This window comes from Pseudoprevotella muciniphila (assembly GCF_003265305.2).
GTDB classification, from domain to species: domain Bacteria; phylum Bacteroidota; class Bacteroidia; order Bacteroidales; family Bacteroidaceae; genus Alloprevotella; species Alloprevotella muciniphila.
The window spans coordinates 1,504,122-1,530,151 of sequence record NZ_CP033459.1 but is presented as its reverse complement, the minus strand read 5'-3'; the positions used below and the strand labels follow the sequence as shown (position 1 = coordinate 1,530,151).

Genomic DNA, 26,030 nt, shown 5'->3' with positions numbered 1-26,030 from the left:
AGTGCCAACTCAATATAAAGAAACATAGAAAACATACCGCAAAATGCGCAAACAAATACTCTTCGCCACAAACAACGCACACAAACTGTCCGAAATCAGAGCCATACTTGGAAAGGACTTCCATGTGTTGAGCATAGCCGACATCGACTGCCATGGCGAACTGCCCGAAACCTGCGATACCCTCGAAGGAAATGCCCGGCAGAAAGCACGTTATATTTTCGATAATTACGGCATCGATTGTTTTGCTGACGACACAGGCCTGGAAGTGGAGGCCCTTGGAGGAGCACCTGGCGTACATACTGCGCGATATGCCTATCCTGACCGCAACGACACCGAGGCAAACACCGCAAAACTGCTTAGCGAACTTAAAGGCGAGCGCAACCGCAACGCAAGATTCCGCACCGTCATAGCACTTATCAATGGCGAAGGAGAGCATCTGTTTGAGGGCATCGTACGCGGAGAAATCACAACAGAAAAGCGTGGCACAGACGGTTTCGGCTATGATCCTGTCTTTGCACCATACGAAATAGGAAAAACCTTTGCAGAAGTGGGGCCTGAAGTCAAGAACAACATCAGCCACAGAGCACGTGCCGTCAGAAAACTTTGTGAATACCTCAAGGACGCTAATCTAAATGAGTTGTGAAGCCTTCGTAACACCAAATCTTTAAGCCAATAAACCATCATAAACTGCCATCATGAGAAAATTATTATTATTTCTGATAACCAGCATTATTGCTCTGTCGTCTCCTGCTCAGAGAATAGGAGATTGGACAATGTATCAGTCCTATTATAATGCCACGGCAAGTGTTGTGGCTGATGACTATGTGTTCGGCATATATGGTGGAAACCTTCTGCGTTATACGCCTGAAGATACCGAGGTGAAGTTCTATACCCGAAACGATGGCCTTAATGGTAAGAACATAACTCTCACAGGCTATTCTTCAACACAGCAGACACTTGTACTCGTCTATGATGATAATAACATTGATCTGCTTGACGTGACTACAGATGATGTGGTGAACATGGCACAACTGAAGAACAATACTTCCACGGTGGGAACAGTAACCGAATTGAGTGTCAATGGCGACTATGCCATCCTCGGAAGTACCGCTGGCGTAACTGTCATCAATTTGGCGCGCACGGAACTGCGTGGGTTCTATGCCAAGAAAAGTGCTGTTACAGCCACGGCTTTCTATGACGGCACAGTATATGCCGCTCTCGAAAGCGGGGGAATATTGGCTGGGCGATTGGAGGATAACCTTAATGAGGATGCGCAGTGGAAAACCATAGACAGCCATGGCGCAACAGTTCTGAAACCCTTTGCAGGAGGACTCTACCTGCTTACGGCGAGCGAGGGGCTTTGGCGTATAACGAAAGATGCCGAAGGCAATCACAGCGTTACAAAAATCAATGGTGCAAGTTACAACAAAAATATGTTTGCAAACAGGACGCAGTGTGTTCTGTTCAACCCGGGAGGTGTAACCATCTTTGAAAGTTCATCACCAAATTATCCCAAGCATGAAATCCCCCTAACCAATTCATGGCAGAGTGTAGCCAAAGCGGCTGACGGTACCTTCTGGGTGGCTGACGGAGGAAATGGACTCGTGGGCTACTCGTTCAATGGTACTTCTTTCAAAACCACAGGCACGTCGGTAGGTAACTATGGTCCGCAGAATGATAATTGCGGGTTTCTCAAGTTTGAGGGAGAACGCCTGTTGGTAAGCGGAGGTATATTCGATTATTACGAGAGAAACTTCTACGACCCGGCAGTCAGTTATTACGAAAACGACACATGGAATTCGATGCAGACAGGAGGTATCTCTGCCGTAACAGGCATGCCTTTCCGAAGTGTGACGAGCATGGCTCAAGATCCCAAGGACCCCAACCATCATTTTGCTGCAACAGGCGACTATGGTCTTTACGAGTTTAAAAATGGGAAATATGTGAACTATTACAACCTCCATAACAGTCCGCTGAAAGCCTTCTCCGGCAATCAGCCTTTCTATGTGCGAGTGGACGGTCTTGCCTACGACAAGAACGGCTACCTCTGGATGACCAACGAGCAGGTGGACACCATTTTCCGTATTCTCAAACCTAACGGAACGTGGACAAAACTCTATAGTCCGCAACTTGCCAACTCGCGACACATCAACCCCATCATGTTCGATAGCGATGGCAGGCTGTGGGCAGCATCGCGCAGTTTCATTGGAACACATCGCGGAGGACTGTACTGTATTGACTATAATGGTACCATCGACAACACGTCTGACGACAAAGCCACTTTCCGCTATTCTATGATTAACGAAGACGGCGCAACCATCGACCTGAGCGGAGGTGTGTTCTGCATGGCGCAAGATAAGACGGGACAAATATGGTTCGGAGGATCGGCAGGTATCTTCGTGGTGGAAAATCCTGCAGATTATGCATCGTCTGACTTCCAAGTGCTGCAAGTGAAAGTGCCGCGCAACGACGGAACAAATTATGCCGACTATCTGCTCACGGGCATCTCCTGCACAGCAGTGGCGGTGGATGGCGCTAACAGGAAGTGGATAGGCACCTCGGGCTATGGTTTGTACCTCGTCAGTCCAAACGGACAGGAAATCATTGAGCAGTTCAACACCGAAAACTCACCCCTGCCGTCTGACAACATCCTTTCCATTGCCGTACATCCTTCTTCTGGCGAGATATTCATCGGAACAGACAAGGGCCTCGTTTCCTACCACAGTGAAGCGACAGAGGCTATGGAGACACTCGACAAGGATAATGTGAAAGTATATCCCAACCCTGTGCGTCCCGGATATAATGGTAATGTGATAGTATCCGGTCTTACCGATGCAGCCGACGTGAAGATCATGACCACTGGTGGGCAGGCTGTGGCAACAGGAACATCTACGGGCGGAACATTCGTTTGGAACGTCCGAAACTTTAAAGGCGAGCCTGTGGCAGCGGGAGTGTATTACATTCTTGTGGCAACTGCCGATGGCAAAGAACACATCGCAGCAAAAGTGGTGGTCGTACGCTGAAAAAATGAAATTATAACACATCTTGATAATACTTACAGAAAATGAGATTCTTAAGAATTCTTACTGCACTGATGCTCGTCCTCGCTGTCTGCCACGCACCGGCAACAGCACAGATGGATTGGCTAAAGGTGTTGACGGGTACCGTAAAGGCGGGTAAAGCAGCCACCATCTCCGATGCAGACCTTGCAAAAGCCGTAAGACAGGAAGTGGCTAAGATGGATGCCAAGAACAAGGTATGCTCATCAAATAGTAACTATGCACGCCGCCTCAGTCGTATCACTTCAGGCATGACTTCTGCCGATGGCATAAAACTAAACTTCAAGGTATATCTCACTAAGGATATCAACGCCTTTGCCTGTCCAGACGGCAGTGTGCGCGTTTATTCTGCACTGATGGACGAACTTTCCGACGACGAACTCCTTGGTGTCATCGGACACGAGATAGGACACGTGGCACTCCGACATTCTAAAAAGGCTTGGCGAAGCGCACTGATTCGCAGTGCAGCATCCGACTTCATGGGCGCGGCAAGTTCCACCTGGTCTGCTCTTTCCGACTCATACCTGGGTTCCCTTACAAGTGCCGCACTTTCCGCAAAACATTCCCGTTATCACGAAACTCAAGCCGATGAATATGCCTATAAATTCCTGAAGAAGTGCCACAAAGACCCCACAGCCATGATTGATGCACTCAAGAAATTGAAGAATATGTCGGAAGGTTCATCGAGCAAATACTCTACGATATTGCATGCCTTTTCCTCTCATCCTGACTTCGATGAGCGCATCCGGCACCTCGAAGATATGGACTAAGGCATACATATTTGGCTTTTTCATAAAAAACGCTTCATGCTGCGGCAGAAGCGTTTTTTTCGATGAAATCGCTGTTTTTGCGATTGGAAATTATAGTTTGATGTTTCTCCAGATGCAGCGTGGTATGCAGCGCCATGCCATGGTGAGGAGGCGATATTTCCAATCTATAATGCAAACGTGGCGTCTGTGCTTGATGGCCCTGACAATTTGACGAGCCACTTTTTCGGGCTTCAGCATCATGGGGTAACGGAAGTCGCCACTCAGGAGGTCGGTATCGACAAAGCCCGGGCGTATATCAGTGAAGTGGATGTTGAGTTTCCTGTTTCGTGCTTGCTGTTCGAGGGCTTCGAGATAGGTGGCTTGCATGGCTTTTGTGGCAGAATATGCCGGTGCCGGACCGAGACCTTTTGTTCCTGCGATGGATGTGATGGCTGCGACGTGTCCCGTTCCTTGTTTTGCAAAATAACGATATGCCGCGCCTATCATTCTTGTAAAGCCTAACGCATTGGTCTGGACGGTCTGCAGTTCTGTGTCCGGTTCTAATTCACGGTTTTGTTTGCCGATGCCTGCTGCGTGGAAGTAGAGATCCATGCCGCCGAGTTTTTCTATGAGTGCTTCAAGGCGTTCTGCGGCATTGTCGGCTGTAACGTCGATGGGCATGATTTCCACGCGCCCACTTTGCGAAAATTCCTCTTTGAAGGCGATAAGTTGATTCTCGCGGCGTGCAGCGATGCCGATATCGTAGCCCTCGCGGAGCAGGAGTCGTGCCACTTCGCGCCCTATGCCTGAGGAGGCACCTATGATGATGGCTCGTTTTGTGGTCATGCGTCGGTGGTTTTGTGCTTTTTGAGCGATGCGATGAATTTTTCGCGCATTATGAAGGAACCGAAACCAAATAATGGTCCTATTCTGAGGCTTTTTCTGAGTTTTGGATCGAGGCGTTTTAATTGCATATTATCGTAAGCCTCTTGCAGACGTTTTTCAGTAGTTTTCCACTCATTTTCAGTCATTTTCCCGCGCTGATTCAGCATATCTTTGCAGATGCCGAGAAAGATGCGCCAACAGTAGTCCTCGCAAGTTTGCAAAATCTGATCATTGGCACCTTCGCTTTCGAGTGTCTGTCGTAGCGAGTCGTTAGCGCGAAGGAAGTCGAGGCGTTTCGTGTCGCGCTGGTGAGTGACGGAGGCAGGGTGCTGCCGGTAGAAGTAGTCCGCATCGGTCTGTGCCACGAAGCGGCTCTTCAGGTAGTGGATGCGCGAGGTGTTGTCGTCGCTATAAACGCGCGTTGTTTCATCGTATGGATAGCGTCTGTGGAGTTCTGTGCGCACGGCAGCAAAACCATGCAAGCGCCAGTTTATAGCCAGCAGACATGCCTCTTCGCCTGTCATCAGTGGCGGTATGGTCTCGTCCTCCTTGAAAGGGTGCGTAATTCCGCGCTCTTCCACCATCTGCAGACGGAACGCCAGGCTGTCAATGTCCTCGCGAGTGGAGAATGTCTGCCACATTTTTTCGAGAGCGTCCGGTGCGAGCCAGTCGTCGGCATCTACCATCGTGGTCAGCACACCTGTGGCATGTCTCAGTCCGAGGTTGCGTGCTACCGCCTGTCCGCTGTTTTCTGAAGTTTTCAGCATTTTGACCCGACGGTCCTTTGCCGCATATTCATTGAGAATCTGCGGTGTGCTGTCGGTGGAGCAGTCGTCGATGCAGATAACCTCGATGTCGGTAAGTGTCTGTGAGAGCAGCGAATCGAGTGTTTGCCGGAGGTATGGTTCGGCATTGTAGCAAGCCACGAGTATGGAGAAGCGGGTCATAGATTCGTTTGTAAAGCGTCTATACTACTGGGAGCGAATGTCCTTCTATTTTGCGGTAAAGGTCGAGGGCGAAGACGTCGGTCATGCCTGTGAGGTAGTCCACCACACTGATGATACGTTCCGCTATGGGACCTTTCTGTAAAGCATATTGACTGGAAGCCTGTGAGATAAGCAGTTTGCTGTATGCCTTTTCAGGACTCATCACGGCATCCACCATGAGATTAAGCAAGGTGTAGATGATATGGAAACCGGCAAGGTCGATGTCCGTTACTTCTTTGCAGTTGTAGATGCGCTGTTTTGCCACTTCCGAGCAGTGTTTATAGGCATGGAGTTGGCGTTCGGGCAGATGGCTGATTAGTGAGCCTTCAAAACTGCCCGCGAGTATTTCCTCTTCGTGTTCCATGAAGATGCGCACACACTCGCGCTCAAGCAGATTTATAACACACGCTCTGAAAAACACGATGCGGTCGTTGCGGTCGCTGTCCTCGCTGTAGGTGGTGGCGATGTCGCAGCGTGCATCATAGTCGAAGAAGTCGAGTAGCAGGTCGCAGGTTTCTTCGAAGGAGAGGATGCGCAGTTTGAAGGCGTCCTCTATGTCCATTATTTCGTAGCAGATGTCGTCGGCTGCCTCCACGAGATAGACCAGCGGATGGCGTGCAAATTCAATGCCTTTGTCCGTCTGTCGCACCACGGGGATGCCCAGTTTCTTAGCGATGCGGCAGTAGCCCTCCTGCTCGGAGGCGAAGAAACCAAACTTGCTTTTCGTGGCGAGGGTGGAACTGTAGGGGTATTTCACGATGCTTGCCAGGGTGGGGTAGGTCATGACGAAACCTCCCGGGCGGCGTCCCTCAAACTGATGCGAGAGCAGGCGCAGCGTGTTGGCGTTACCATCGAAGTGCGCCATGTCGCTCCATTGCTGGTCGGAGAAGTGGTGGCGCAGACTTTGTGCCTTCGTCTCGGTGAAGAATGTGCGGATGGCATTCTCGCCACTGTGTCCGAAGGGCGGGTTGCCCATGTCGTGTGCCAGGCAGGCAGCGCTCACTATGTCGCCAAGGCTCTCGAAGCGCGGGTTTAGGCGATGCGTCAGGTCGGGCCGCAGTCTGATGTACTTCTCAACGAGCCTCTCGCCCACATCGTTACCCAACGAACGCCCCACACTCGCCACTTCCAGGCTGTGTGTGAGTCGGTTATGTACAAAGATGCTTCCCGGCAGCGGAAACACCTGCGTCTTGTTCTGCATCCTGCGGAACGCGGCAGAGAAGATGAGCCGGTCGTAGTCGCGCTGAAACTGTGTCCTGCGCTCCACATCGGGCTTCGATGTGCCCTCCTTGCCGAATCGCTCTGATGAAATGAGGTCTATCCAGTTCAAAACAATGTAATTTTAATCTGAATGCAAATGTACGTAATTTTAGAGTGTTTCCCATGTAATCAAACCACGAATTTTATTTAATTAAACCACAGATTTCATGGATGACACGGAATTGTTCGCAGATGTCCACGAAATGTTCACGCTATGGAGAAAGAGAACACTGAAACACCTGAAACACCCTGAAACACCCTCGAACAAGCGTGAACATAACAAATCCGCAATACTTGTTTGACGGCACTGCGGATAGGTGATTTTATGATTTTCAAAGTTTGGGAGGCAGTAATTGTAATTATAGTTAAGAGTATTTTTTACTTAACAGCCCATCGCGATACAGCGTAGTTTGTTATTTAATTGTGAAAAAAAAACAAATAAATATACTCTATAAATTAACAAAGAAAGGTGAACCTTTCCTGAGTTTAGGGGCATAAGTCTGCCTAAGGGATTCAACATCAAAATAAGGTTTTACCCCAACTTCTTGAGTAATCACATAAAGCAGATATTCTCTATCAGGCTTCAAATCAGGATACCCCTTAGATTTCATCAAATCATTTTTAGCTATGATGTGATTTGATGAATCAAGTTCAAAAATTTGATATTCCTTTGGATTCTTGTAATCATACAATAACAACCTTGATGCAGAAACCACTAGCCCAGACTTGGATATTGCGCCATTTCTATCGCCCAGTCGGATATTGTATAGGCGATTTTGTTTTATCCATTCCAAGTGTTCCTTGCTTCTATAGCACCCCACAAGCATTGTTTGCACATAGAGGGGTGTTGGTTCAGCTGCCACAAGTGGTATGGTGTTATCTTTCCAATCATATTCATATCTATAAATTGGTTGGATTTCAGGCTTAACATCAAGGCAATGGATGATGTTATGTATCTGTTTTTCGTATGTGAAAGGATCGGTTAAATCAAATGGCACTACCATCAGTTTCAAGCCAATCTTATCCTTTATATCTTCATAAACAAATTCAGGAAGGTATTCAGTAAACTTTTCAGAATATGGATAGACTAAAACCAACTTTGGTATCACATCTAAACCAATTTCTTTAGTTTGCCCTTGTCTATACTTTTGCCCATAAGCATACAATTGGTACATATCCTTCATATCTATCAAATAGTGGCGGTCTGGTCTGCTAGAGTCTATTGCCTTCCATTTGGTATCTATGATGATACATTCATACTTTGGGCTATTCTTGTCAGTTTCCACAAGTATATCAGGGCGCAACTGAAACATTCTTTTCCCATTGTGCCTATCCACAAGGAAGAACCTTGTATTCTGGGCATCCACATTGTATGTAGGGGCATATTTCCTGAACAAATAAGCCACAAAATCTTCAAATAGCCTTTCAGCTTGAAATAGTAGGGATTGGTTTACATAACTTCCAGCAAAAGTGGTGAAGCCTCTATTAAGTAGGAACTGTTTACTCCACTTGATAAGCATATCATAGGATGTGAATAACCTATTACTGGTGCTTGCAATCCTCAAATCATTTTCGATATTGGGGCTTGAAGGTATATCAGCTAATATTGTAAGTAGGACTGAAATATGTGCTTTGTTGGTGGTGCTATGGCTGTCACTTATAAGCTTCCTAAGGGTGGTAACAATAATCCTATTTTGTGGAATATCTTCAATGTATTTATTATACTTGATGGCAAACCTTGCCTTGTTGGTGATATTCTTAGTTATTTGCTTTGTTATGTCTAATTTGCCTTTCAGGAAGCGTTGGTTTTCCTCTACTGGGGCATAGTTTTTCTTTAGACCACCTAACACCAATTGTTCAACTGCATTGATGTAGTTACTGATATACACTTCAAGGATAGGAAAGCCCTTCTTGGTGCTTAATGTCACATTCTGGAAAGAACGCGCCTTTATATCGGTGAAGTGTCTAAGCATATTCAGGAATACGCTTCTACACACAACCTTATCCTTTTCTTGCTGTCCGCTTGCCTTGAATATTTTAGGAAGTACTTCTATTACCTGACCATTCTTGGTTTGTATAGTACCAACATATCTACCAGTTTTAATAAACTTCCGACCACCCCTTGTATGTACTGACATTATTACATCAGTATCATCAGTGGCTTTATTGGAAAGAATGAAATCCCATAGATTATTGAAGGTGGTTTCCTCTATAGGGATATCACCTTCTTTATGGACTTGACCTTCTATATACAAAGTGCCAAACTCATAAGTTATTATGGGATTCTTTTTACTCACTTTCTCCCAACAAATGCTTTATATATTTGCTACATTCTTCTTCACTGGTAAGATTGGCAATACTTCTATTTAACGTAAAGAAAGACTTATCTTCTTCATCTATATCTTCAGATTGAAGATAGGTTTTGAAAGCCTCTTTGGCATCTTTATCTTCTACATAGAAAGCATTGTTAGTTGTAGTTGTATCATCTTCATTCAACACAAACCTAACCTTGTTAATATCATTGTAGAAGTATTCTTCCAGTAAAGGAATAATTTTAGTAGTTATTGCTTCTATTATATCCTTATTAAGAAGGCTTCTAATTCTTGAATTTATTCTTTTCAGTACCTTGACAGCATCTCCATCTTTAATATCAAAAGCTTTATAATTAGGTAATAGTTCCTCGAATCTAAACCTTCTTCTAAGAGCAGAGTCAAGCAATTGGATGGAACGGTCGGCGGTGTTCATTGTTCCAACAATAAAAAGATTTGCAGGAACACCAAATTCTTTCTTTGAATACGGAAGTACTACAGTCATTTCATAAGTTCCAGAGCCTAATCTTTTGCTTGGCTCAATCAATGAAATTAAATCTCCAAAAATAGCAGCTACATTTCCACGATTAATTTCGTCTATGCATAAAAGCATTGTTCTATGGGAATCCTGCGCTTCCTTGAATTTTATTTTTCTATTCTGTGAGGAATCTGCAATACAATCTTCAAGATTATCATAACCAGCAAGAATTGCAGCTCTCTCACAAGCATTATAAAAAACACCTGTTTCAATATAATACTTTACCTCTTTACTATCGTTATCTAGTTCTGGTTTTAATCCTTCTACGAATTCTTCGTAAGTGTATGATTGGTGAAAAGTCGTAAAAATTCTATTAGCACTATGATACTTTGAAAATATTTCTTCTTGTGCATACCTTGTTTTTCCTGTACCTGGAGCACCATAAAAAATAATGGGAGAAATGTCATCTAAGTATTTGGATGATTCTATATGCATATATTTGTAGGAAGGACTATTTGAATTTAATAAATTGGGATAATAACGCGTCCAGACTGAAGGTAATTTAATTCCATCAAGCATAAAAATCCCACTCGTCAAGTCCCCATAATAGATATATCTATCATTTTTGGAAACTCTTGTGTCTACTTCAATTTTATCCTTGTTATCGGCAATAAAATCAATAATGGGCGAAGCATCCTCCTTAAGTGTCAAAAAACGAGATCTACCTGTTTCATTAACTTCTTTAAATAATCCAGTTCCATTAATGTAGTTGAAGAGCAAATCATTTCTATTACTATCATTTGAAGGAGTTCTATTCAAACTATATCCTTCAACCTTAGATAGGTTTTCTAACATTTCAATAGTTATGTCACAATAGTCATTTTTTTGAAGATACAAACATAGTAATGCAAGAAAATTTACTACTGGAGTATCATTCGACCATCCCCTATGTTTTGATAAATTAATAAGGGCATATTCAGAAAGAGTTAGTTTATTTGTAGCGATTAATGTTAATAGAGGACTTAAGTTATAGTTATCATCAATAAAACCTAAATTGCGAATAAAAGTGCCTAAAGCAGGACTTGGATATTTAATCTGCCCATCTTTTATTTTAGGCTCACGAAAAGTTCCAGTAATTAAGGGTTGAAGATTCTGCTCAATAAACTTATTTTTGTCTTCAATATTTTCCCATCTCGAGGAAATAAACCATAACCAATCCGAAATAATTCTTATGTATTCGGGATAAGCATTTTTATTTACATCAAAATCATTCCATTTCATAATTTTAGAAGTTGTTGATTTATAGATATGATTCCAAGGATTTGATAATTTCTTTAAGAACTGGAACAACAATTGAGTTCCCCGAATGTCTATAAGCTATTGAATCTTTAACAACAACTTAAATTCAAATAAGAAGTGCAAGACTCGTCCTGTGGGATTCACTGATTGAAAGGTAAGTCAGAGACATCAAGTAGCAACATAAAAGCAAAAGGGAGATTTTCATCTCCCTGAGATTAACTACTTTTGTGTTGCATATGAAATATAAACAGCTAACCTCGCAGCAAAGGTACACAATCCAGAACGGATTAAAGCAAGGATTGACCAAAAAGATGATCGCCGCCCTCATAGAGGTGAACGAAAGCACCCTTTACAGGGAAATCCATCGAAATGGCGGTGCCAAGGTTTATAATGCAGAAAAGGCACAGCGCGAAGCAGACCGCCGCAAGACGCGTCTTCAGAAACCGCGAAGATTCACACACGCCCTTAAGCGGGAAGTCATAAGTCTGCTGCAAAAGAAATGGTCGCCCGAACAGATATGCGGGTATATAAAGAGACAAGGGCGCGAATGCGTCTCCCATGAAACAATATACGCATTCATCAGAACCGACAGGAAGTGCGGAGGGATGCTTTGGAAACTCTGCCGTCACGCAATGAAGAAGCGACGGAAGACAGACAAGGGAAAACGGATTCCCATAAAAGACCGCGTGAGTATAGACCTTAGGCCGGAAGAGGCAGACGGCACGCGTTTCGGAGATTGGGAAATGGACACCATAGTCGGTAAGGATGGGAAAGGAGCGCTAGTTACACTCTACGAGAGACGTACTGGATATGGGATGGTCAAAAGGCTGCCTGATGGAAAAGAGGCAAAAGGCGTGGAAGAAGCAGTATACAGAATGTTGATTCCTTACAAGAAACAAGTACTCACTATTACTACAGATAATGGAACAGAGTTCGCCAGGCATAGTCAATTGGCAAAGAAACTCTCCACGAAAATCTTTTTTGCACACCCTTATAGCTCATGGGAAAAGGGAGGTGTAGAAAACTACAACAAACTCGTCAGACAATATATACCTAAGGGAACGAATTTAGAACAATACACAGACAAATATCTTATGGAAGTACAAAAGCAAATTAACAGCAGACCAAGAAAAAAACTCAACTTTAATAACCCAAAAAACGAATTTTACAAACTTTTAGACTAATATTGCACTTGCTACTTGAATCTACGCAATATTAAAAGTTTCATCAAATCCCATTAGATTTAGGCATTCTCTTGGTGTCATTTTCCTACCCACCGCGTCAACAAGACCTTTTCCATCATTAAAGTCATGTTTGCCAATATAAATGCGTGGATCATCATAGTGTCTTTTTTGAGGATGTTCTACTCTAAAATCTCCAATCCAATTATCTTGTTGATATGCTGTTTGGCAGCCTATAACATCCTGATTAATTCGAGAACGTCTAAGGTTCTTCTCTGGCGAGGTAATCCACTCAAACCCCTTTTTACCTAAGTAATAAACATTTTCTACATTCGATTGTAAAAAATCTGTACTTTTTTTATGAAGTGTCTGTTTTTGGGGGAATTTATAAGGTTTCTTATAAATATCTTCTCTAAAACCTATGAGAAATAGTCTACTTCTTAGTTGAGGGTGGTTATAATCTTTTGCATCTAAAATAGACCATTCTATATGATAGCCGAGAGACTGCCATACCTGAAACATGACTTTCCATGTTTTGCCGCCATCATTTTTTGTTACGTTTTCGACGTTTTCATAAATAAAAATTTTAGGCCTACATTCATTTATTATTCGAGCATAATCATAAAACAATGTTCCTCGAACATCTTCTAGACCTAATTTTTTTCCATAATTAGAGAAACTTTGACATGGACTCCCTCCTATAAGTATGTCTATTTTGTTACGATAATCATTTGCGTCTAAAAATCTTATATCTTCATGCCATTTAGCTTCTTCTATTTGATAATTGGCGAAATATGCATCTTTAACGTAATTGTGCTCTCCTAAATTGTCGTACAAAGATTTCACAAATCTCTCACGTTCTTTCATTGTAGAGTTTGGTGTGAGAGCAGCTATCATGTCCTGTGTTAAAATAAGTTTGTGCTTAATTGGACTCTTCCTTCCTTCTTTGTAATAAGTTAAAACAACATTATCATCATCTTTTTTGTTAGAAGAATTCTTTACTGCTTTGAATAACAAATCTATTTCAACTTCGCGATATTCTCTTCTTACTCCTATCTTATTAATATAATCCTCACAAAAAGTACGAAGAGCATTTTTACTCAAATTTTTTGTGAGACATTTTATATTTCCATAAGATAAATATAATTCTCTTTCACCATTATCGCAAGCAAAAAGAATTTCATGTTTAATCTTTAGCTGTTTTAATGCATGCTCAAAAGCACCAATTCCACTAAAAAGGGTTCCCAATCTTATGATTAACTCCTTCTTTGCCATAAAAAAGCCCTCTCTTCGTTTTCAGAAAAGGGGGCATGGAAGAATGATGTGTTTAAGCAAGGCCTACCACAGCCCACATCAGACAACTATCTTTCTGTCCACACCCCGAAGAGCGCAAACATCCCGATATTTTTGTCCGACTGATGCGTCTATTTAAGTGGTAATTCTGCTTAATCAGTCAATCGAGGACGTTATTTGTCTCTATTTGTTTTCCTTTACGTTATTATTTTGTTTTTCTCTGATTGCAATCTTTTGAAGAGTAGATTAAGGCTTTTAAAATAGCCATCACAACCAAGAGCAGTTCGCAAACACCCAGTGCGAACGGGTTAATTCTATAGTGTGATGACTACAAACGAAAAAACGTGGGTGCTTACTTCCATCTGTTCCACCCTTCTGGCCTACCACAGCCAACAGCAAAAGAACAAACGGAGAAACAACCACGTTTGGAATGTATAGCTACACCGTAAAAGTGTGCGTGAAGGCAACTCGTACCTTCAAAGCACACTACGGAGATGCTATGAAACACACCCCGTGGAGTTACTCGTGCTTTTGTCTTGGTTTGCTGTTTCGATAGTGGTAGTTCGAAGAGTCCAAAAACAAAGCGTCAGTAACGCCTTTTCAATATGTAGTGCCCCGCGGTTCGGACCTTCTTTAAGGACTTTACAACCGCGTTGGGCCAATATGTCCTTGCAAAAATACAGAATTTTGTGAACTTATCCGTTTTTCTTTTGAATAAAATAATATCATCTTTGTAATTGGAAAGGGGATCGATGTGTCACAACGGGCGCTCATAGACTGCTAAATGCCTTTTTTCTTTCTAAAACATAACCAGAAAAAGGGCAAAATCTTTCTAAAACATAACCAAGAACGGGTGTTTTTTCTTCTAAAACATAACCAAGAATTGATAATTTTCTCAAGAATGTGGAGAATTAGAGAGTTATCGTGCTTAATAAAAATAATTTTGGATAATTTCTCGCCCGACAGGGCGACTTCCTCCCAATGCCGAGCAACGCATAAAAAAAGATTTATCAGATTTCTCGCTCCAATTCGCTAATATGTTGTATTTTTGTAACTTGGAAAAGGGTTATGACTATGGAAATAAAGATTGTAAATCGTTCGAAGCATGCTTTACCTTCGTATGCCACGCCATTGAGCGCAGGTATGGATTTGCGGGCGAACTTGGATGCCCCCGTCACTTTGCAGCCGTTGGAGAGGCGGTTAGTGCCGACAGGTCTGTTTATTGCGCTGCCGGCAGGTTATGAGGCACAGGTGCGTCCGCGTTCCGGTCTCGCTATAAAGAAAGGCATTGGTGTGCTCAATTCTCCCGGTACCATAGATGCTGACTATCGCGGCGAAATTTGTGTGATTCTCGTGAATCTTTCAAATGAGGCGTTTGTTATCAACGATGGCGACCGCATAGCACAAATGGTGGTGGCGCGCCACGAAACAGTGGAATGGACGCCTGTGGAAGCCCTCGACGAGACGGAGCGCGGAGCAGGCGGGTTCGGACATACCGGTAAGGAATAAATAACTCAACTTTCTGAAGTTATCGCTACGCTCGGAGTTATCGGAGTTAACGAAATTATCGACGATACCACCATGCGTGATGTAAAAGGTCAACTGTCGTACAAAACATACGTCGTTAACTTCTTTAACTTCTTTAACTTCAAGCAAGTGGAACTGGCGAAACATGAATAAATAATAAGGAGAAAAGGTTCTACCGTAAATGTTCTGAAGGATGAGAATAGTCGTGTTCATTTTCTGTGTGTTACTGCTTGCCGGCTGTGCAAGCACGGGCGATACCGTGTCGTCCCGTAAAGTTGCACCCAAAGAGGAAGTGGACACACTCAGCCCCCAGGACGGTGCATCAGCAAGGACAACCCGGCGCGCGATGGACGAAATCTTCGAAAGCGGGGTGAAGAATTACCTCATCGGTAATTACAAGCTGGCAATAGAAAATCTGTACAAGACGATGGAACTTGTCGAAGCCGGTGCTGATTTCCCCGCCGGTTCGGCATACTATCTCGGCCGTATTTATGCCGAGTTAGCGGCGAATCCCGAGGGTGCTCTCGAAAAATACCAGTTGTACCTGAAGTCGTTTATGGACGATGACATTGACCTTGCGCTCAACTTTGAAAATCCGTTTGAAGAATACGCTAACTGTGCCGACAGTGCGAATAAGTATCTTAAGCTCGCCGTGGATTGGGAACAAGGCGAAAAGCGCTACAAGAAAGCCTATTTAGATTTTCTCCTAAATACTTATGGTGACACCGTTGAGGCAAGGAATGTGGCTAAAGCCATTCTCGATTTAGAGAAAACAGAGGACAATTACATACAGGTTATACAACTCTGCAAGACCAAGGAAGAGCAGTTGCAGCAATACCTCAAGATGGAAAAGGATTTTGGCTCTTCGTACGAAACGAACAAAAGAATTTTCCAACTCTACAAAGAAAGTGGCGACATGAAAAAGGCACTTGAGGCATTGGAGCGTCTGGCTAAGAGTGATAAGTCGATAAGTGATGCTGAGAAGAATTTCAACAAGATTTTCTACGCACGTCAACTGCTGGATAATGGTAAGACGAAGGATGCATACAACATCGCAAAGGGTGTGCTGCAGAACTCACCAGAAGACGAAAGTGCCGTCTGTTTCATGGTTTACTACTACCGAATGACAGGGAATGACAACGCGATGTACGAAACGATAAAGAGCGCGATGAGAAGCCCTACCATTTCTAATTATAGCAAGTACGACGTACTGAATGAGATGCTCGAAGGCTACAGGGCCGACAAGGAAGACAAGGACGTCGTTCTGTCCCATCGCGCTGAAATGCTCGACGTGTTGCGCATTGTGCTTTCAGAGCAGACTATTAACAATGACATATTGATGCTTTGCGAAAAGTTGACAGAAGATGAAAGTGAACTGTCGGAAACGACAGAGCAAATATTCTATGATATTCTCATGCGAGACCCCGAGAATGTCCGCCTGCGTGAACTCCTGATAAATTACTATATCGAGGAAAACGACTCTGCCAAGTGCATACAACTCTGTGAAGACGGAATGAGGTATATGGATCCGGTAAGTATATTCTACTATTATGAGGGTTTGTGCTATTTGCGCCTGCAGCATTATGACGAAATGTTCGAGGCACTCGATAAGGGCATAAAACTGGCTGATGAAAAGGATGAGGCTGACGTGCTTTCGCGGTTGTACAATCTCTATGGCATGGGGTGCTATCGTGTTGACCCACCAAATGCTCCTGAGAATTATGAAAAGTCGCTGGAGTATGATACAGAAAACATAGATTGCATGAAAAATTATTGCAATTATCTCATTGACTATTGGGATGGTAGCCGAGGCGACAGGCTGTTAGAACTCAGCAAGAGAGCCGTGGAACTCGATCCGTATGATATGGAGACGAAGACCTATTATGCCATGGCAATGATGCTAACGGGTCAAAAAGAGGCGGCGAAAGTGCAAATAGATGCAGTGCTGTCGGAGGATGGAGAAAACAGTGTGTATGACATCGTACTTGAATATGCTGGCGACATCTACAATAGTGTAGGTTTAATTCAGGAAGCGAAGGATTTTTGGAAACGTGCAGAGGCGGTTACTGACGACGACAGCATGAAAGCAAGGATCAACAAGAAAATAGAAGAAAATTAAATATTATACAGAATAATGAAGATATACAAAGCATTATTGTTCGTGGCACTGATAGCAGCAGTCTGTTCTTGCTCCACGACGAAAAATATTGACAAGGGGAACACACCAAAGAACAATCAGGTGTCGAACCACGCACCAAAAAACAACGCTGTAGCCAACTACCTGAAACAGGTGGAGGCAAACCGCCAGACGGCAAAAGCCGTAACAGCCAGCATAAGCCTTGACATCATGCTCAAAGGCAATGGTGTGAGTTGTAGCGGAAAGTTGAAAATGCGACGCAACGATGTGATACAACTGTCGCTGAGTGTGTTGTTTATGGAAGTGGCGCGTTTCGAATTTTCACCAAAAGAGGTGCTCATCATCGACAAGTTCCATAAGCAATATGTACGTGCATCATACGACGAGGTTTCGTTCCTGAAGAACGCAGGGTTAGACTTCTACGCGCTTCAGGCGCTGTTCTGGAACGAGATATTCGTGCCGGGAGAAAAGACTGACGTTCCTGCCTCGCGTTTCAGCATGTCATCTGCAGGAGAACATACAGTCCTTACGATTGCCGATGCACCAAAGTTGAACTACGAGTTTATGACCCTGACAGAGTCGCAGCTGTTCGACCGATTGAATGTGGAAGGTAAAAACAGTAGCGATACAGGGCAGTTTGTCTGGACCTACGGTGATTTTACTAAACTCTCGGGCAAGCAGTTCCCTAAGTCGATGACCATGAAGGTAACGGGTGTGGGTAGCGATATGGAGTGTGAAATGTCGTTGAGCGGCCTGTCGAACGACAACAACTGGGAAGGCCACTCGACACCATCTTCGAAGTATTCGCAGCGTTCGGCGGAAAGTCTGCTCAAGAGTCTGTTTTAGGAAAGAGCAAGTTATAAATTATTTACCATAAAATAAGTTAGGTTTTGACTTTGAAAAGGTTTATCATATTATCCTTATCTCTTGTGCTCGCATTGTCGGCAAGTGCACAAGCAAGGAAAAACGTGTCAGCGAAGAATAATGAAGCCACAAAGGCAAAGACCGCTACAGCGGCAAAACAGACTACGACAGAGAAGGTGGCAGTAGTACCAAAAGCGACACAAAAGACACAATCCACCTCAAAACCTGTCGCAAAACCTGCAACAAAGACTATCGCTAAGCCGGCGACGCAGCAAAATACCATATCTCAGCAAAAGCCTGCAAATCAGTCAAAGTCCGCAGCCCAGCAGAAAACGGCTATCACTTCCAAACCTGCCACTCAGCAGAAGTCAACGACTCAGCCAAAACCATCCACTTCTAAGCCTGCTACGGCAACCAAGCCTACAACCCAGCAAAAGTCAGCAACCCCGCAGAAGACCTCTACCACTGCGAAGTCATCTACTCAACCCAAACCTGCCACTCAGCAGAAGTCAACGACTCAGCCAAAACCATCCACTTCTAAGCCTGCCACTCAACAGAAGCCGACAACACAGCAGAAATCAGCAACCCCGCAGAAGACCTCTACCGCTACCAAACCTGCTGCTCAGCAAAAACTATCCACTTCTAAGCCTGCAACACAACAGAAAACGGCTGCAACCCCAAAACCTGCAATACAGCAGAAGTCAACCGCGGCTTCTAAACCAGCAACACAGCAAAAATCAACTGCACCACAAAAGCCTACCACGGCATCTAAATCAGCAGCCCAGCAGAAACCGGCAACAACTCCTAAACAGACTACACAACAAAAGACAGGCAGCTCAAGTCCGCAAACAAACGATTCAAAGCCTGCTACTCAACAGAAATCAACTACCCAGCAGAAGCCTGCAAATCAGTCAATGTCCGCAGCCCAGCAGAAACCGGCAACAACTCCTAAACAGACTACACAACAAAAGACAGACAACTCAAGCCCGCAAACAAACGATACAAAGCCTGCTACTCAACAGAAAACAACTACCCAGCAGAAGCCTGTTACGAACACAAAACCTGCGGAGCAAAAACAAGAGTCTAAGTCCGCCCAGCCAAAGACTGACGAAAAGGTGCAACCGCAGAAAGGTAACAAATCTGCAACAACGCAGAAAAAAACAGATCGAGTCACCTATAACACCTGTACAAAGTCAACCTGAGGACACCAAACCTATATATCGTCAGGCAGACGACAGTAAGCAGGAACTTAGTGGAGGTTTTGCTGCCAACAAAGGACGCCTGCCCGTTCCCGTAACAGGAAAATATGCCATAACGAAGCGTTTCGGCTCTTATAACGTAAGCGGTCTGAGCAACATCATACTCGATAACAAAGGAATAGACATCGTAACCGACGGTGGACATGCAAGGTGCGTTTACGACGGCACTGTGTCCACCATCTTCTCCATATCAAACTACTACAACGTCATTGTGCGCCATGGCAATTACCTGACCATGTATTGCAACCTTTCCAACGTGAAAGTAAAGGAAGGGCAGCGTGTCAAAACCCGTCAGGAACTGGGAAAAATTGCCAAAGACAGCAACGGAAAGCATACACTGCATTTCCAAATCCGCCGAGAAACAGAAAAACTCAACCCCGAGCAGTGGATTAGTAAATAAAAAATGGAGATTTTGCTGGTCATGAGTAGGCATTGAAGTGTAGAATCATTAGAAATTTTCAAAACTTGAATCTATAGAAAAGTTTTCCGTTTTGGGAAACTTTTTTGTTCGTTTTAAAAAAAAGTTTTCCAAAAAAATTTTTTTTGCTTTTAAACTTGCCACGAAAAAAATCTGTTGTATCTTTGCACTCGATGATGGTTCCGGACTATTTCCGGCGAAGAGGGAATGCTGTGAAAATCAGCAACAGTACCCGCTGCTGTAAGCCTGTTTTTCTACCTGAATCAACTGATTGTCACTGCTTTACGATAGCGGGAAGACGTTTGGGTAGAGGGCGAGTCAGAAGACCTGCCAACATCCATTAAGACTAATGAAAGCGCTCGGGAATAAGCGCCTTTGGTTGAAAGGGAAATTAGAAAAGAAACTTTGATTCTCGGGAAACATTTCCCGTCGAAGGCAGAAGGAAGTTTTCCAAAAAGATTCTTCCAGGTTGAAAAAGTAGGGACGAGTTTGTGCTATTGATTGTAAGGAATTACCCCTCGTTGAAAGGGACAAATCAACAGGCACCCGCGGACAAACGAAAAAAGGAAAGGAATTTTATCAAAAAAAGCAGTCGGTAGGCGGCTGCATGAGAGGGCAGGCTGTCAGTCAGACTGCTGAAAGACCGCAACGGCTCAACAGCATTGCAGCGGAAAGACGGCTCTCTCACTGAACGTCCACAAAGGAATATAACAATAATAAAAAGCATAAAAAATGAGCACGGAAAATTTTATCATCACCAAGCGTGACGGCGGAACAGAGAGTTTCTCTCTCGACAAAATCAAGTCGGCTATTTTGAAAGCCTTTACTTCTTCAGGCGAACCGATTGACGCAGAAGGTTTGCAAAAAGTTATAAGCCATCTTCGCTTCTGCAATGGCATGAGTGTGGAGGACATACAGAATCAGGTGGAAGTAGCCCTGATGGCAGAGCGCCACTTCAAGGTAGCCAAGCGCTTTATGCTGTATCGTCAGCAGCACACAGAGGATCGTGAAATAGTTGACCACATCAACTTTGTACTCGACTATGTGGACAGCCTTAACCCTGCCACAGGTTCAAAGTATGATGCCAACGCCAATGTAGAGAACAAGAACATTGCCACACTGATTGGTGAATTGCCAAAGAAAAACTTCATCCGCCTGAACCGCCGTATGCTTACCGACCGCATCAAGAAGATGTACGGCAAAGAAACCGCGGACCGCTATCTTTTCCTGCTCAACAACCACTATATATATAAGAACGACGAGACCAGTCTTGCCAATTACTGCGCCAGCATCACGATGTATCCATGGCTACTCGAAGGCACGAAGAGCATCGGTGGCAACTCGTCTGCTCCCACCAACCTCAAGAGTTTCTGCGGAGGCTTCGTCAACATGGTGTTCATCGTCAGTTCGATGCTCAGCGGTGCATGTGCCACACCGGAATTCCTGATGTATATGTCCTACTTCCTGCAGAAGGAATATGGTGAGGACTATTTCGAGCGCGCAGACGAGGTTGTGGACCTTTCCACTCGCAAACGCACACTCGACAAGGTAATTACGGATTGCTTCGAGCAAATAGTATATTCCATCAATCAGCCTACGGGTGCACGCAATTTCCAGGCTGTGTTCTGGAATATCAGTTACTACGATGAGAACTACTTCAAGAGCATATTCGGTGACTTCTTCTTCCCCGATGGCACACAGCCCAGTTGGCCCGCTGTAAATTGGTTACAAAAGCGCTTTATGCGTTGGTTCAATGCAGAGCGCACACGCACCGTGCTCACTTTCCCTGTTGAGACAATGGCACTCCTCTCTAAGGATGGCGAAGTGATGGACCAAGAATATGCCGATTTCACCGCAGAAATGTATGCTGCAGGCCACTCCTTCTTCACCTATATGAGCGATAATGCCGACAGTCTCGCTTCATGCTGCCGCTTACGCAACGAAATTCAGGACAATGGTTTCAGTTACACACTCGGTGCAGGAGGTGTTTCCACAGGTTCAAAGAGTGTGCTGACCATCAATCTGAACCGCTGTGTGCAGCAAGCCACACGTGAAGGTCAGTCATATATAGACTATCTCTCACGCATCATCGACATCTGCCACAAGGTACAAATGGCTTACAACGAAAACCTGAAGATGTTGCAAGAAAAAGGCATGCTCCCACTCTTCGACTCTGGTTATATCAACATCGGCCGCCAGTATCTCACCATCGGTGTGAATGGCTTAGTAGAAGCAGCCGAGAGTCTTGGCATTACCATCAGCGACAACGAAGAATACGCCACATTCGTAAGCGATATCTTAGGTTTGGTAGAAACTTACAACAAGAAATATCGCACGAAGGACGTGATGTTCAATTGCGAGATGATTCCTGCAGAAAATGTGGGTGTGAAGCACGCACGTTGGGACCGCGAGGCAGGCTATTTCGTACCACGCGATTGCTACAACTCTTATTTCTACGTGGTGGAAGATACCAATACCGATGTCATCGAGAAGTTCCGTCTGCACGGTCGCAAGTATATCGAGCACCTCACAGGAGGTAGTGCGCTCCACATGAATCTCGACGAGCACCTCTCAAAGGCGCAGTATCGCCAGTTGCTCCGCGTGGCAGCGAAGGAAGGTTGCAACTACTTCACATTCAACATTCCTAACACCGTTTGCAATGACTGCGGTCACATCGACAAGCGCTATCTGCATGAATGTCCCAAGTGTCAGAGCAAGAACCTTGACTATCTCACACGCGTCATTGGTTACCTCAAGCGAGTAAGCAATTTCTCTGCAGCACGCCAGAAAGAGGCATCACGCCGCTACTATGGCAACCTGCGTCCCGACATGAGCGGTGAAACAATGATGACAGAAAAGGTGCAAAATGTGGAAATGAAGGGATAATCCCTGCCACACTTTTTATGAGAACTTTTTAGAAAAAAGACTTGCTTTTCTTCGTTGTGCGTGTGTGCATCAAGAAAGGCAAGTCATTTTAGAACATAACCATTGGTTTAACCAACCGAAAAAGATAAAATAAAGTGCTGAAATACGTCAACACCGACATTGTGTTCCAAGAATTCCCCGATGAAGTGACGCTCGCCATCAACCTCTCGCTTTGTCCAAATGGCTGTCCAGGTTGCCACAGCAATTACTTGCAAGGCGATGTAGGCGCAGTGCTCGATGCCGTGTCGCTATTAAGTCTGCTCAATGACTATCGCGATGAAATCACCTGTGTGGGGCTGATGGGTGGCGACAATGATCCTGCTGCAGTGATGCAACTGATGGACACCATACGGTTGAGTTATGGCAATCAGCTCAAAACGGGTTGGTACAGCGGTCGTGCGCGCTTACCTGAAGGCTTTAAACCCGAACTTTTCGACTATGTGAAACTCGGTCCTTATAAATCGGAAAGCGGACCACTTAATGCTCCCACCACCAATCAGCGCCTCTATCGCATAGAAAATGGCGAATTCATCGATATTACTTCTCGATTTTGGAAGAAATAAACCAAGATTTTTCACTGCACATATTCCCTATAGAAAAAAATAAGTATTTTTGCCAAAATAATATATGCTTATAATATGAAAATACTTATTCTCAATGGTCCTAACCTGAATCGTCTTGGGAAGCGTGAACCTGATATTTATGGTTCGGCAACGATGGAGGAGTGTCTGGCTACGTTGCGCACAGATTTTCCTAATGTGGAACTTGAGTATGCGCAGAGCAACCATGAAGGCGAACTTATTGATATAATGCAGCAGGCAAGCGATGGCGACATGGCGGGTATAGTGCTGAATGCAGGTGCATACACACATACTTCGGTGGCTTTGCTCGACTGTATTCGTAGTCTCAGCATCCCCGTAGTGGAGGTGCATCTGAGCAATGTCCATGCTCGTGAAGATTTTCGCCATAAGAGTCTGATTTCATCAGCATGCAAAGGCATAGTGGCTGGTTTCGGCATGAACAGTTATCGCCTCGCTGTGGAGGCTCTCGTCAGATTGGCTGCAGCAAAATAAATCTACATAAATAATCTTTTTTAGGAATGATGTCTCTCGACGACTACATTCTTCAACACATCACGCCAGAGGATCCTTATCTCCATGACCTCTATCGTGCCACGAACCTTGAACTGCTCCGACCACGCATGGCATCAGGGCATTTGCAGGGTTCGCTTCTCCGTATGCTTGTGAATATCGCGCAGCCCAAGCATATTCTCGAAGTGGGCACCTTTTCTGGCTATGCCACACTCTGCATGGCCGCGGCACTGCCCGAAGGAGGGCGAATTACCACATTTGAAATCAATGATGAGCAGGAGGAATTTACCCGTCCTTGGTTTGATGGATCGCCATACGCAGACCGCATAGAATTTGTTATAGGCGATGTTCTCGACATCCTCCCTACGCGCAATGATACCTTCGACATGGCATACGTTGATGGCAACAAACGGCAGTATATTGACTATTATGACCTCATTCTACCCCGCTTAACCTCAGGAGGTCTCTTCATTGCCGACAATACCCTTTGGAACGGCAATGTCAACGACCCTGCGCACCACGATGCCCAAACGCAAGCCATCCGCGACTTCAACGACCGAGTGGCAAACGACCCACAAGTGGAAACCATCATCCTCCCCATACGAGATGGGCTTACGCTGGTAAGAAAGAAATAAAAACCAACAAAAGAAAAACTCTCGGAGAGGTGCAAGTTAAGCAATCTCTCCGAGAGTTTTTATATGGTTTAGATATGTGCTTATTCTGCCGTTTCTTCTTCGGTCAGTGTGTCGGTGAATTCGTATGAAGTGCCATCGAAACAGTGGGTGCAGACGCGGTCTTTTGGTAAACCGATGGCATCAATGAGTGTTTCTATCTTGTTGAATTTCACTGAAGTGAGTCCGAGACGCTTGCCAATTTCATTGACCATGCGAGTGTATTCTGGTGTGTCGGTTGTGGCATATTTTTCAAGATTTTTGTTGGCATCGCCTTCGAAATCTTGAATGATTTGGCGTGTAAGTAGTTCCATTTCGCTCTTTGAAGCAGTGAAGCCTACGAAAGGACAACCATAAACGAGTGGAGGACACGAAATGCGTGCGTGTACTTCGCGTGCGCCATAGTCGAAGAACATTTTGACATTGTCGCGCAGTTGGGTTCCTCTGACGATGGAGTCGTCGCAGAACACTACACGCTGATTGTCCAAAATGGCTCTATTGGGTATGAGTTTCATTTTTGCTACGAGTTGTCTTCGGCTTTGCTTGCTTGGTGTGAATGATCGGGGCCATGTGGGGGTGTATTTCAGTACCGCGCGCTTATAGGGTATTTTATGTCCATCGGAATAGCCGAGCGCGAAGCCCACACCACTGTCGGGTATGCCACACACACAGTCGGCTTCAAGGTCGTCTTCCTCTCCCATTTTCTGCCCAGCCGTTTCGCGAACATATTCAGCATTGATGCCTTCATATTCGCTCACGGGGAAACCATAATATACCCACAGAAAAGAACAAATCTGACAACGGCTGAATGGTTTTTGCAGCACTTCCTCGCCTTCTGCTGTAATTTTCACAATTTCTCCTGGTCCTACATTGCGAACGATGTCATAGCCTAAATTAGGTAGAGAAGTTGATTCACTTGTAGCTGCATAGGCGCCATCTTTTCGCCCCAATATGATAGGAGTTCTGCCCAGTGCATCGCGAGCTGCAATGATGCCATCTTCAGTGAGTACGAGGAGTGAGCATGAACCTTTCACTTTCTTGAAAATGAGATTGATGCCGTCAACGAAAGTGTCGCCCATATTAACAAGCAGAGCGATGAGTTCAGTTTGGTTAATGTTGTTTTGGCTCATTTCGGAGAGGTGCATGCGCTTCTCCTTGAGTTCTTCAGCAATTTCGCGCAGGTTGTTCACCTTTGCCACAGTTACGACGGCATAGCGCCCGAGATGTGAGTTGACGAGGATGGGCTGTGGATCGGTATCGCTGATGATACCTAAACCTGAATTCCCCTTGAAAGCCTCAAGTTCTCCTTCAAAACGACTACGGAAATAGTCGCGCTCAAGTGAGTGGATGCTTCGTGTGAAGCCCTTTTCTTTATCGAAAGTTACAATACCTGCACGTTTAGTGCCAAGATGGCTATTATAGTCCGTGCCATAAAATAAATCGGTTGCACATTCCTTTTTAGAAATAGTGCCAAAAAAACCTCCCATGTCTTTTCGTCTTTTATAAAAGCGGTTTTAGAAAGCGCAAAATTAGTGCAAGCCGAATGAAATGCCAAATTTATTTGAGTATTTCTTGCACGTCTCGGAAATGCTCAGATAAATTTGGCATTTCGCTCGACTTGCTCTAACTTTTCATAAGT

20 protein-coding genes and 1 riboswitch are annotated in these 26,030 nt (G+C 44.5%); of the genes, 13 read left to right on the top strand and 7 right to left on the bottom strand.

Features of this window, described 5'->3' with window-relative positions; all coding sequences use genetic code 11:
• The first annotated feature begins 43 nt into the window (after positions 1-43).
• Genes C7Y71_RS06190 through C7Y71_RS06180 form a run of 3 tightly spaced genes read left to right on the top strand, consistent with a single transcriptional unit; the run spans position 44 to position 3,829 of the window.
• Positions 44-643 (top strand): non-canonical purine NTP diphosphatase, encoded by a 600-nt coding sequence (locus C7Y71_RS06190; protein ID WP_111899044.1) that lies wholly within the window; start codon positions 44-46, stop codon positions 641-643.
• Between the two features lie 52 nt (positions 644-695).
• Positions 696-3,023 carry a type IX secretion system anionic LPS delivery protein PorZ gene (gene porZ, locus C7Y71_RS06185; RefSeq protein ID WP_111899045.1) on the top strand — a complete coding sequence of 776 codons (2,328 nt, stop codon included), beginning with the start codon at positions 696-698 and terminating at the stop codon, positions 3,021-3,023.
• A 41-nt stretch (positions 3,024-3,064) separates the two neighbouring features.
• On the top strand, positions 3,065-3,829 hold the full coding sequence (locus tag C7Y71_RS06180; protein ID WP_111899046.1) for a M48 family metalloprotease: 765 nt from the start codon (positions 3,065-3,067) through the stop codon (positions 3,827-3,829).
• 90 nt (positions 3,830-3,919) lie between these two features.
• Here C7Y71_RS06180 and C7Y71_RS06175 read toward each other — a convergent pair whose 3' ends face one another.
• From C7Y71_RS06175 to C7Y71_RS06155, 5 genes are all read right to left on the bottom strand, one after another.
• Positions 3,920-4,654, bottom strand: coding sequence for an SDR family NAD(P)-dependent oxidoreductase (locus C7Y71_RS06175; protein WP_111899047.1), 735 nt, complete (start codon positions 4,652-4,654; stop codon positions 3,920-3,922).
• Entirely contained in the window at positions 4,651-5,640 is a 990-nt protein-coding gene (locus tag C7Y71_RS06170; protein WP_111899048.1) for a glycosyltransferase family 2 protein, read from the bottom strand. Before C7Y71_RS06170 ends, C7Y71_RS06175 begins: the two co-directional genes overlap by 4 nt.
• 19 nt (positions 5,641-5,659) lie before the next feature.
• Positions 5,660-7,009 (bottom strand): dGTP triphosphohydrolase, encoded by a 1,350-nt coding sequence (gene dgt, locus C7Y71_RS06165; protein ID WP_111899049.1) that lies wholly within the window; start codon positions 7,007-7,009, stop codon positions 5,660-5,662.
• Positions 7,010-7,388: 379 nt separating this feature from the next.
• The gene (locus C7Y71_RS06160) at positions 7,389-9,236 is read right to left on the bottom strand and encodes an McrC family protein (protein ID WP_111899050.1); all 1,848 of its coding nucleotides are present in this window, start codon (positions 9,234-9,236) and stop codon (positions 7,389-7,391) included.
• Complete coding sequence (locus C7Y71_RS06155; RefSeq protein ID WP_111899051.1) at positions 9,229-11,007, bottom strand: McrB family protein; 1,779 nt, start codon at positions 11,005-11,007, stop codon at positions 9,229-9,231. Before C7Y71_RS06155 ends, C7Y71_RS06160 begins: the two co-directional genes overlap by 8 nt.
• A gap of 254 nt (positions 11,008-11,261) precedes the next feature.
• Here C7Y71_RS06155 and C7Y71_RS06150 point away from each other — a divergent pair, with 254 nt between their 5' ends.
• Positions 11,262-12,209, top strand: a complete 948-nt coding sequence (locus C7Y71_RS06150) for an IS30 family transposase (RefSeq protein ID WP_151908877.1) — start codon at positions 11,262-11,264, stop codon at positions 12,207-12,209.
• Between the two features lie 21 nt (positions 12,210-12,230).
• On the opposite strand, the gene C7Y71_RS06145 is transcribed toward C7Y71_RS06150, so the two are convergent.
• Entirely contained in the window at positions 12,231-13,481 is a 1,251-nt protein-coding gene (locus tag C7Y71_RS06145) for a DNA cytosine methyltransferase (RefSeq protein WP_111899151.1), read from the bottom strand.
• A gap of 1,092 nt (positions 13,482-14,573) precedes the next feature.
• On the opposite strand from C7Y71_RS06145, the gene dut reads away from it, so the two are divergent.
• The 9 genes from dut to C7Y71_RS06105 all read left to right on the top strand — a co-directional run bounded on the left by dut (position 14,574) and on the right by C7Y71_RS06105 (position 24,355).
• Positions 14,574-15,008, top strand: a complete 435-nt coding sequence (gene dut / locus C7Y71_RS06140) for a dUTP diphosphatase (RefSeq protein ID WP_111899152.1) — start codon at positions 14,574-14,576, stop codon at positions 15,006-15,008.
• 211 nt (positions 15,009-15,219) lie between these two features.
• The gene (locus tag C7Y71_RS06135; protein ID WP_111899153.1) at positions 15,220-17,145 is read left to right on the top strand and encodes a tetratricopeptide repeat protein; all 1,926 of its coding nucleotides are present in this window, start codon (positions 15,220-15,222) and stop codon (positions 17,143-17,145) included.
• Positions 17,146-17,160: 15 nt separating this feature from the next.
• Positions 17,161-18,009, top strand: coding sequence for a DUF4292 domain-containing protein (locus C7Y71_RS06130; protein ID WP_111899154.1), 849 nt, complete (start codon positions 17,161-17,163; stop codon positions 18,007-18,009).
• A gap of 122 nt (positions 18,010-18,131) precedes the next feature.
• Positions 18,132-19,229, top strand: a complete 1,098-nt coding sequence (locus C7Y71_RS12015; RefSeq protein WP_226943404.1) for a hypothetical protein — start codon at positions 18,132-18,134, stop codon at positions 19,227-19,229.
• Entirely contained in the window at positions 19,132-19,686 is a 555-nt protein-coding gene (locus C7Y71_RS12165) for a murein hydrolase activator EnvC family protein (RefSeq protein WP_317162432.1), read from the top strand. Before C7Y71_RS12015 ends, C7Y71_RS12165 begins: the two co-directional genes overlap by 98 nt.
• Positions 19,687-19,864: 178 nt before the next feature.
• A riboswitch (cobalamin riboswitch) is annotated at positions 19,865-20,053 on the top strand.
• Positions 20,054-20,436: 383 nt separating this feature from the next.
• Positions 20,437-22,590, top strand: coding sequence for an anaerobic ribonucleoside-triphosphate reductase (gene nrdD, locus C7Y71_RS06120; RefSeq protein WP_111899156.1), 2,154 nt, complete (start codon positions 20,437-20,439; stop codon positions 22,588-22,590).
• A 134-nt stretch (positions 22,591-22,724) separates the two neighbouring features.
• On the top strand, positions 22,725-23,192 hold the full coding sequence (locus tag C7Y71_RS06115; RefSeq protein WP_111899157.1) for a radical SAM family protein: 468 nt from the start codon (positions 22,725-22,727) through the stop codon (positions 23,190-23,192).
• 75 nt (positions 23,193-23,267) lie between these two features.
• Positions 23,268-23,702, top strand: a complete 435-nt coding sequence (gene aroQ, locus C7Y71_RS06110; protein WP_111899158.1) for a type II 3-dehydroquinate dehydratase — start codon at positions 23,268-23,270, stop codon at positions 23,700-23,702.
• 29 nt (positions 23,703-23,731) lie between these two features.
• On the top strand, positions 23,732-24,355 hold the full coding sequence (locus C7Y71_RS06105; RefSeq protein ID WP_111899199.1) for an O-methyltransferase: 624 nt from the start codon (positions 23,732-23,734) through the stop codon (positions 24,353-24,355).
• A gap of 80 nt (positions 24,356-24,435) precedes the next feature.
• Here C7Y71_RS06105 and C7Y71_RS06100 read toward each other — a convergent pair whose 3' ends face one another.
• On the bottom strand, positions 24,436-25,878 hold the full coding sequence (locus C7Y71_RS06100) for an amidophosphoribosyltransferase (protein WP_111899159.1): 1,443 nt from the start codon (positions 25,876-25,878) through the stop codon (positions 24,436-24,438).
• Positions 25,879-26,030 lie beyond the last annotated feature (152 nt).

Coding starts and splice junctions, on each gene's coding strand:
- nrdD (WP_111899156.1), top strand. CDS start 20,437: ATGAGCACGGAAAATTTTATCATCACCAAGCGTGACGGCGGAACAGAG.
- C7Y71_RS06145 (WP_111899151.1), bottom strand. CDS start 13,481: ATGGCAAAGAAGGAGTTAATCATAAGATTGGGAACCCTTTTTAGTGGA.
- porZ (WP_111899045.1), top strand. CDS start 696: ATGAGAAAATTATTATTATTTCTGATAACCAGCATTATTGCTCTGTCG.
- C7Y71_RS06190 (WP_111899044.1), top strand. CDS start 44: ATGCGCAAACAAATACTCTTCGCCACAAACAACGCACACAAACTGTCC.
- C7Y71_RS06180 (WP_111899046.1), top strand. CDS start 3,065: ATGAGATTCTTAAGAATTCTTACTGCACTGATGCTCGTCCTCGCTGTC.
- C7Y71_RS06155 (WP_111899051.1), bottom strand. CDS start 11,007: ATGAAATGGAATGATTTTGATGTAAATAAAAATGCTTATCCCGAATAC.
- C7Y71_RS06175 (WP_111899047.1), bottom strand. CDS start 4,654: ATGACCACAAAACGAGCCATCATCATAGGTGCCTCCTCAGGCATAGGG.
- C7Y71_RS06150 (WP_151908877.1), top strand. CDS start 11,262: ATGAAATATAAACAGCTAACCTCGCAGCAAAGGTACACAATCCAGAAC.
- C7Y71_RS06130 (WP_111899154.1), top strand. CDS start 17,161: ATGAAGATATACAAAGCATTATTGTTCGTGGCACTGATAGCAGCAGTC.
- C7Y71_RS06135 (WP_111899153.1), top strand. CDS start 15,220: ATGAGAATAGTCGTGTTCATTTTCTGTGTGTTACTGCTTGCCGGCTGT.
- aroQ (WP_111899158.1), top strand. CDS start 23,268: ATGAAAATACTTATTCTCAATGGTCCTAACCTGAATCGTCTTGGGAAG.
- C7Y71_RS06100 (WP_111899159.1), bottom strand. CDS start 25,878: ATGGGAGGTTTTTTTGGCACTATTTCTAAAAAGGAATGTGCAACCGAT.
- C7Y71_RS06105 (WP_111899199.1), top strand. CDS start 23,732: ATGTCTCTCGACGACTACATTCTTCAACACATCACGCCAGAGGATCCT.
- C7Y71_RS06170 (WP_111899048.1), bottom strand. CDS start 5,640: ATGACCCGCTTCTCCATACTCGTGGCTTGCTACAATGCCGAACCATAC.
- dut (WP_111899152.1), top strand. CDS start 14,574: ATGGAAATAAAGATTGTAAATCGTTCGAAGCATGCTTTACCTTCGTAT.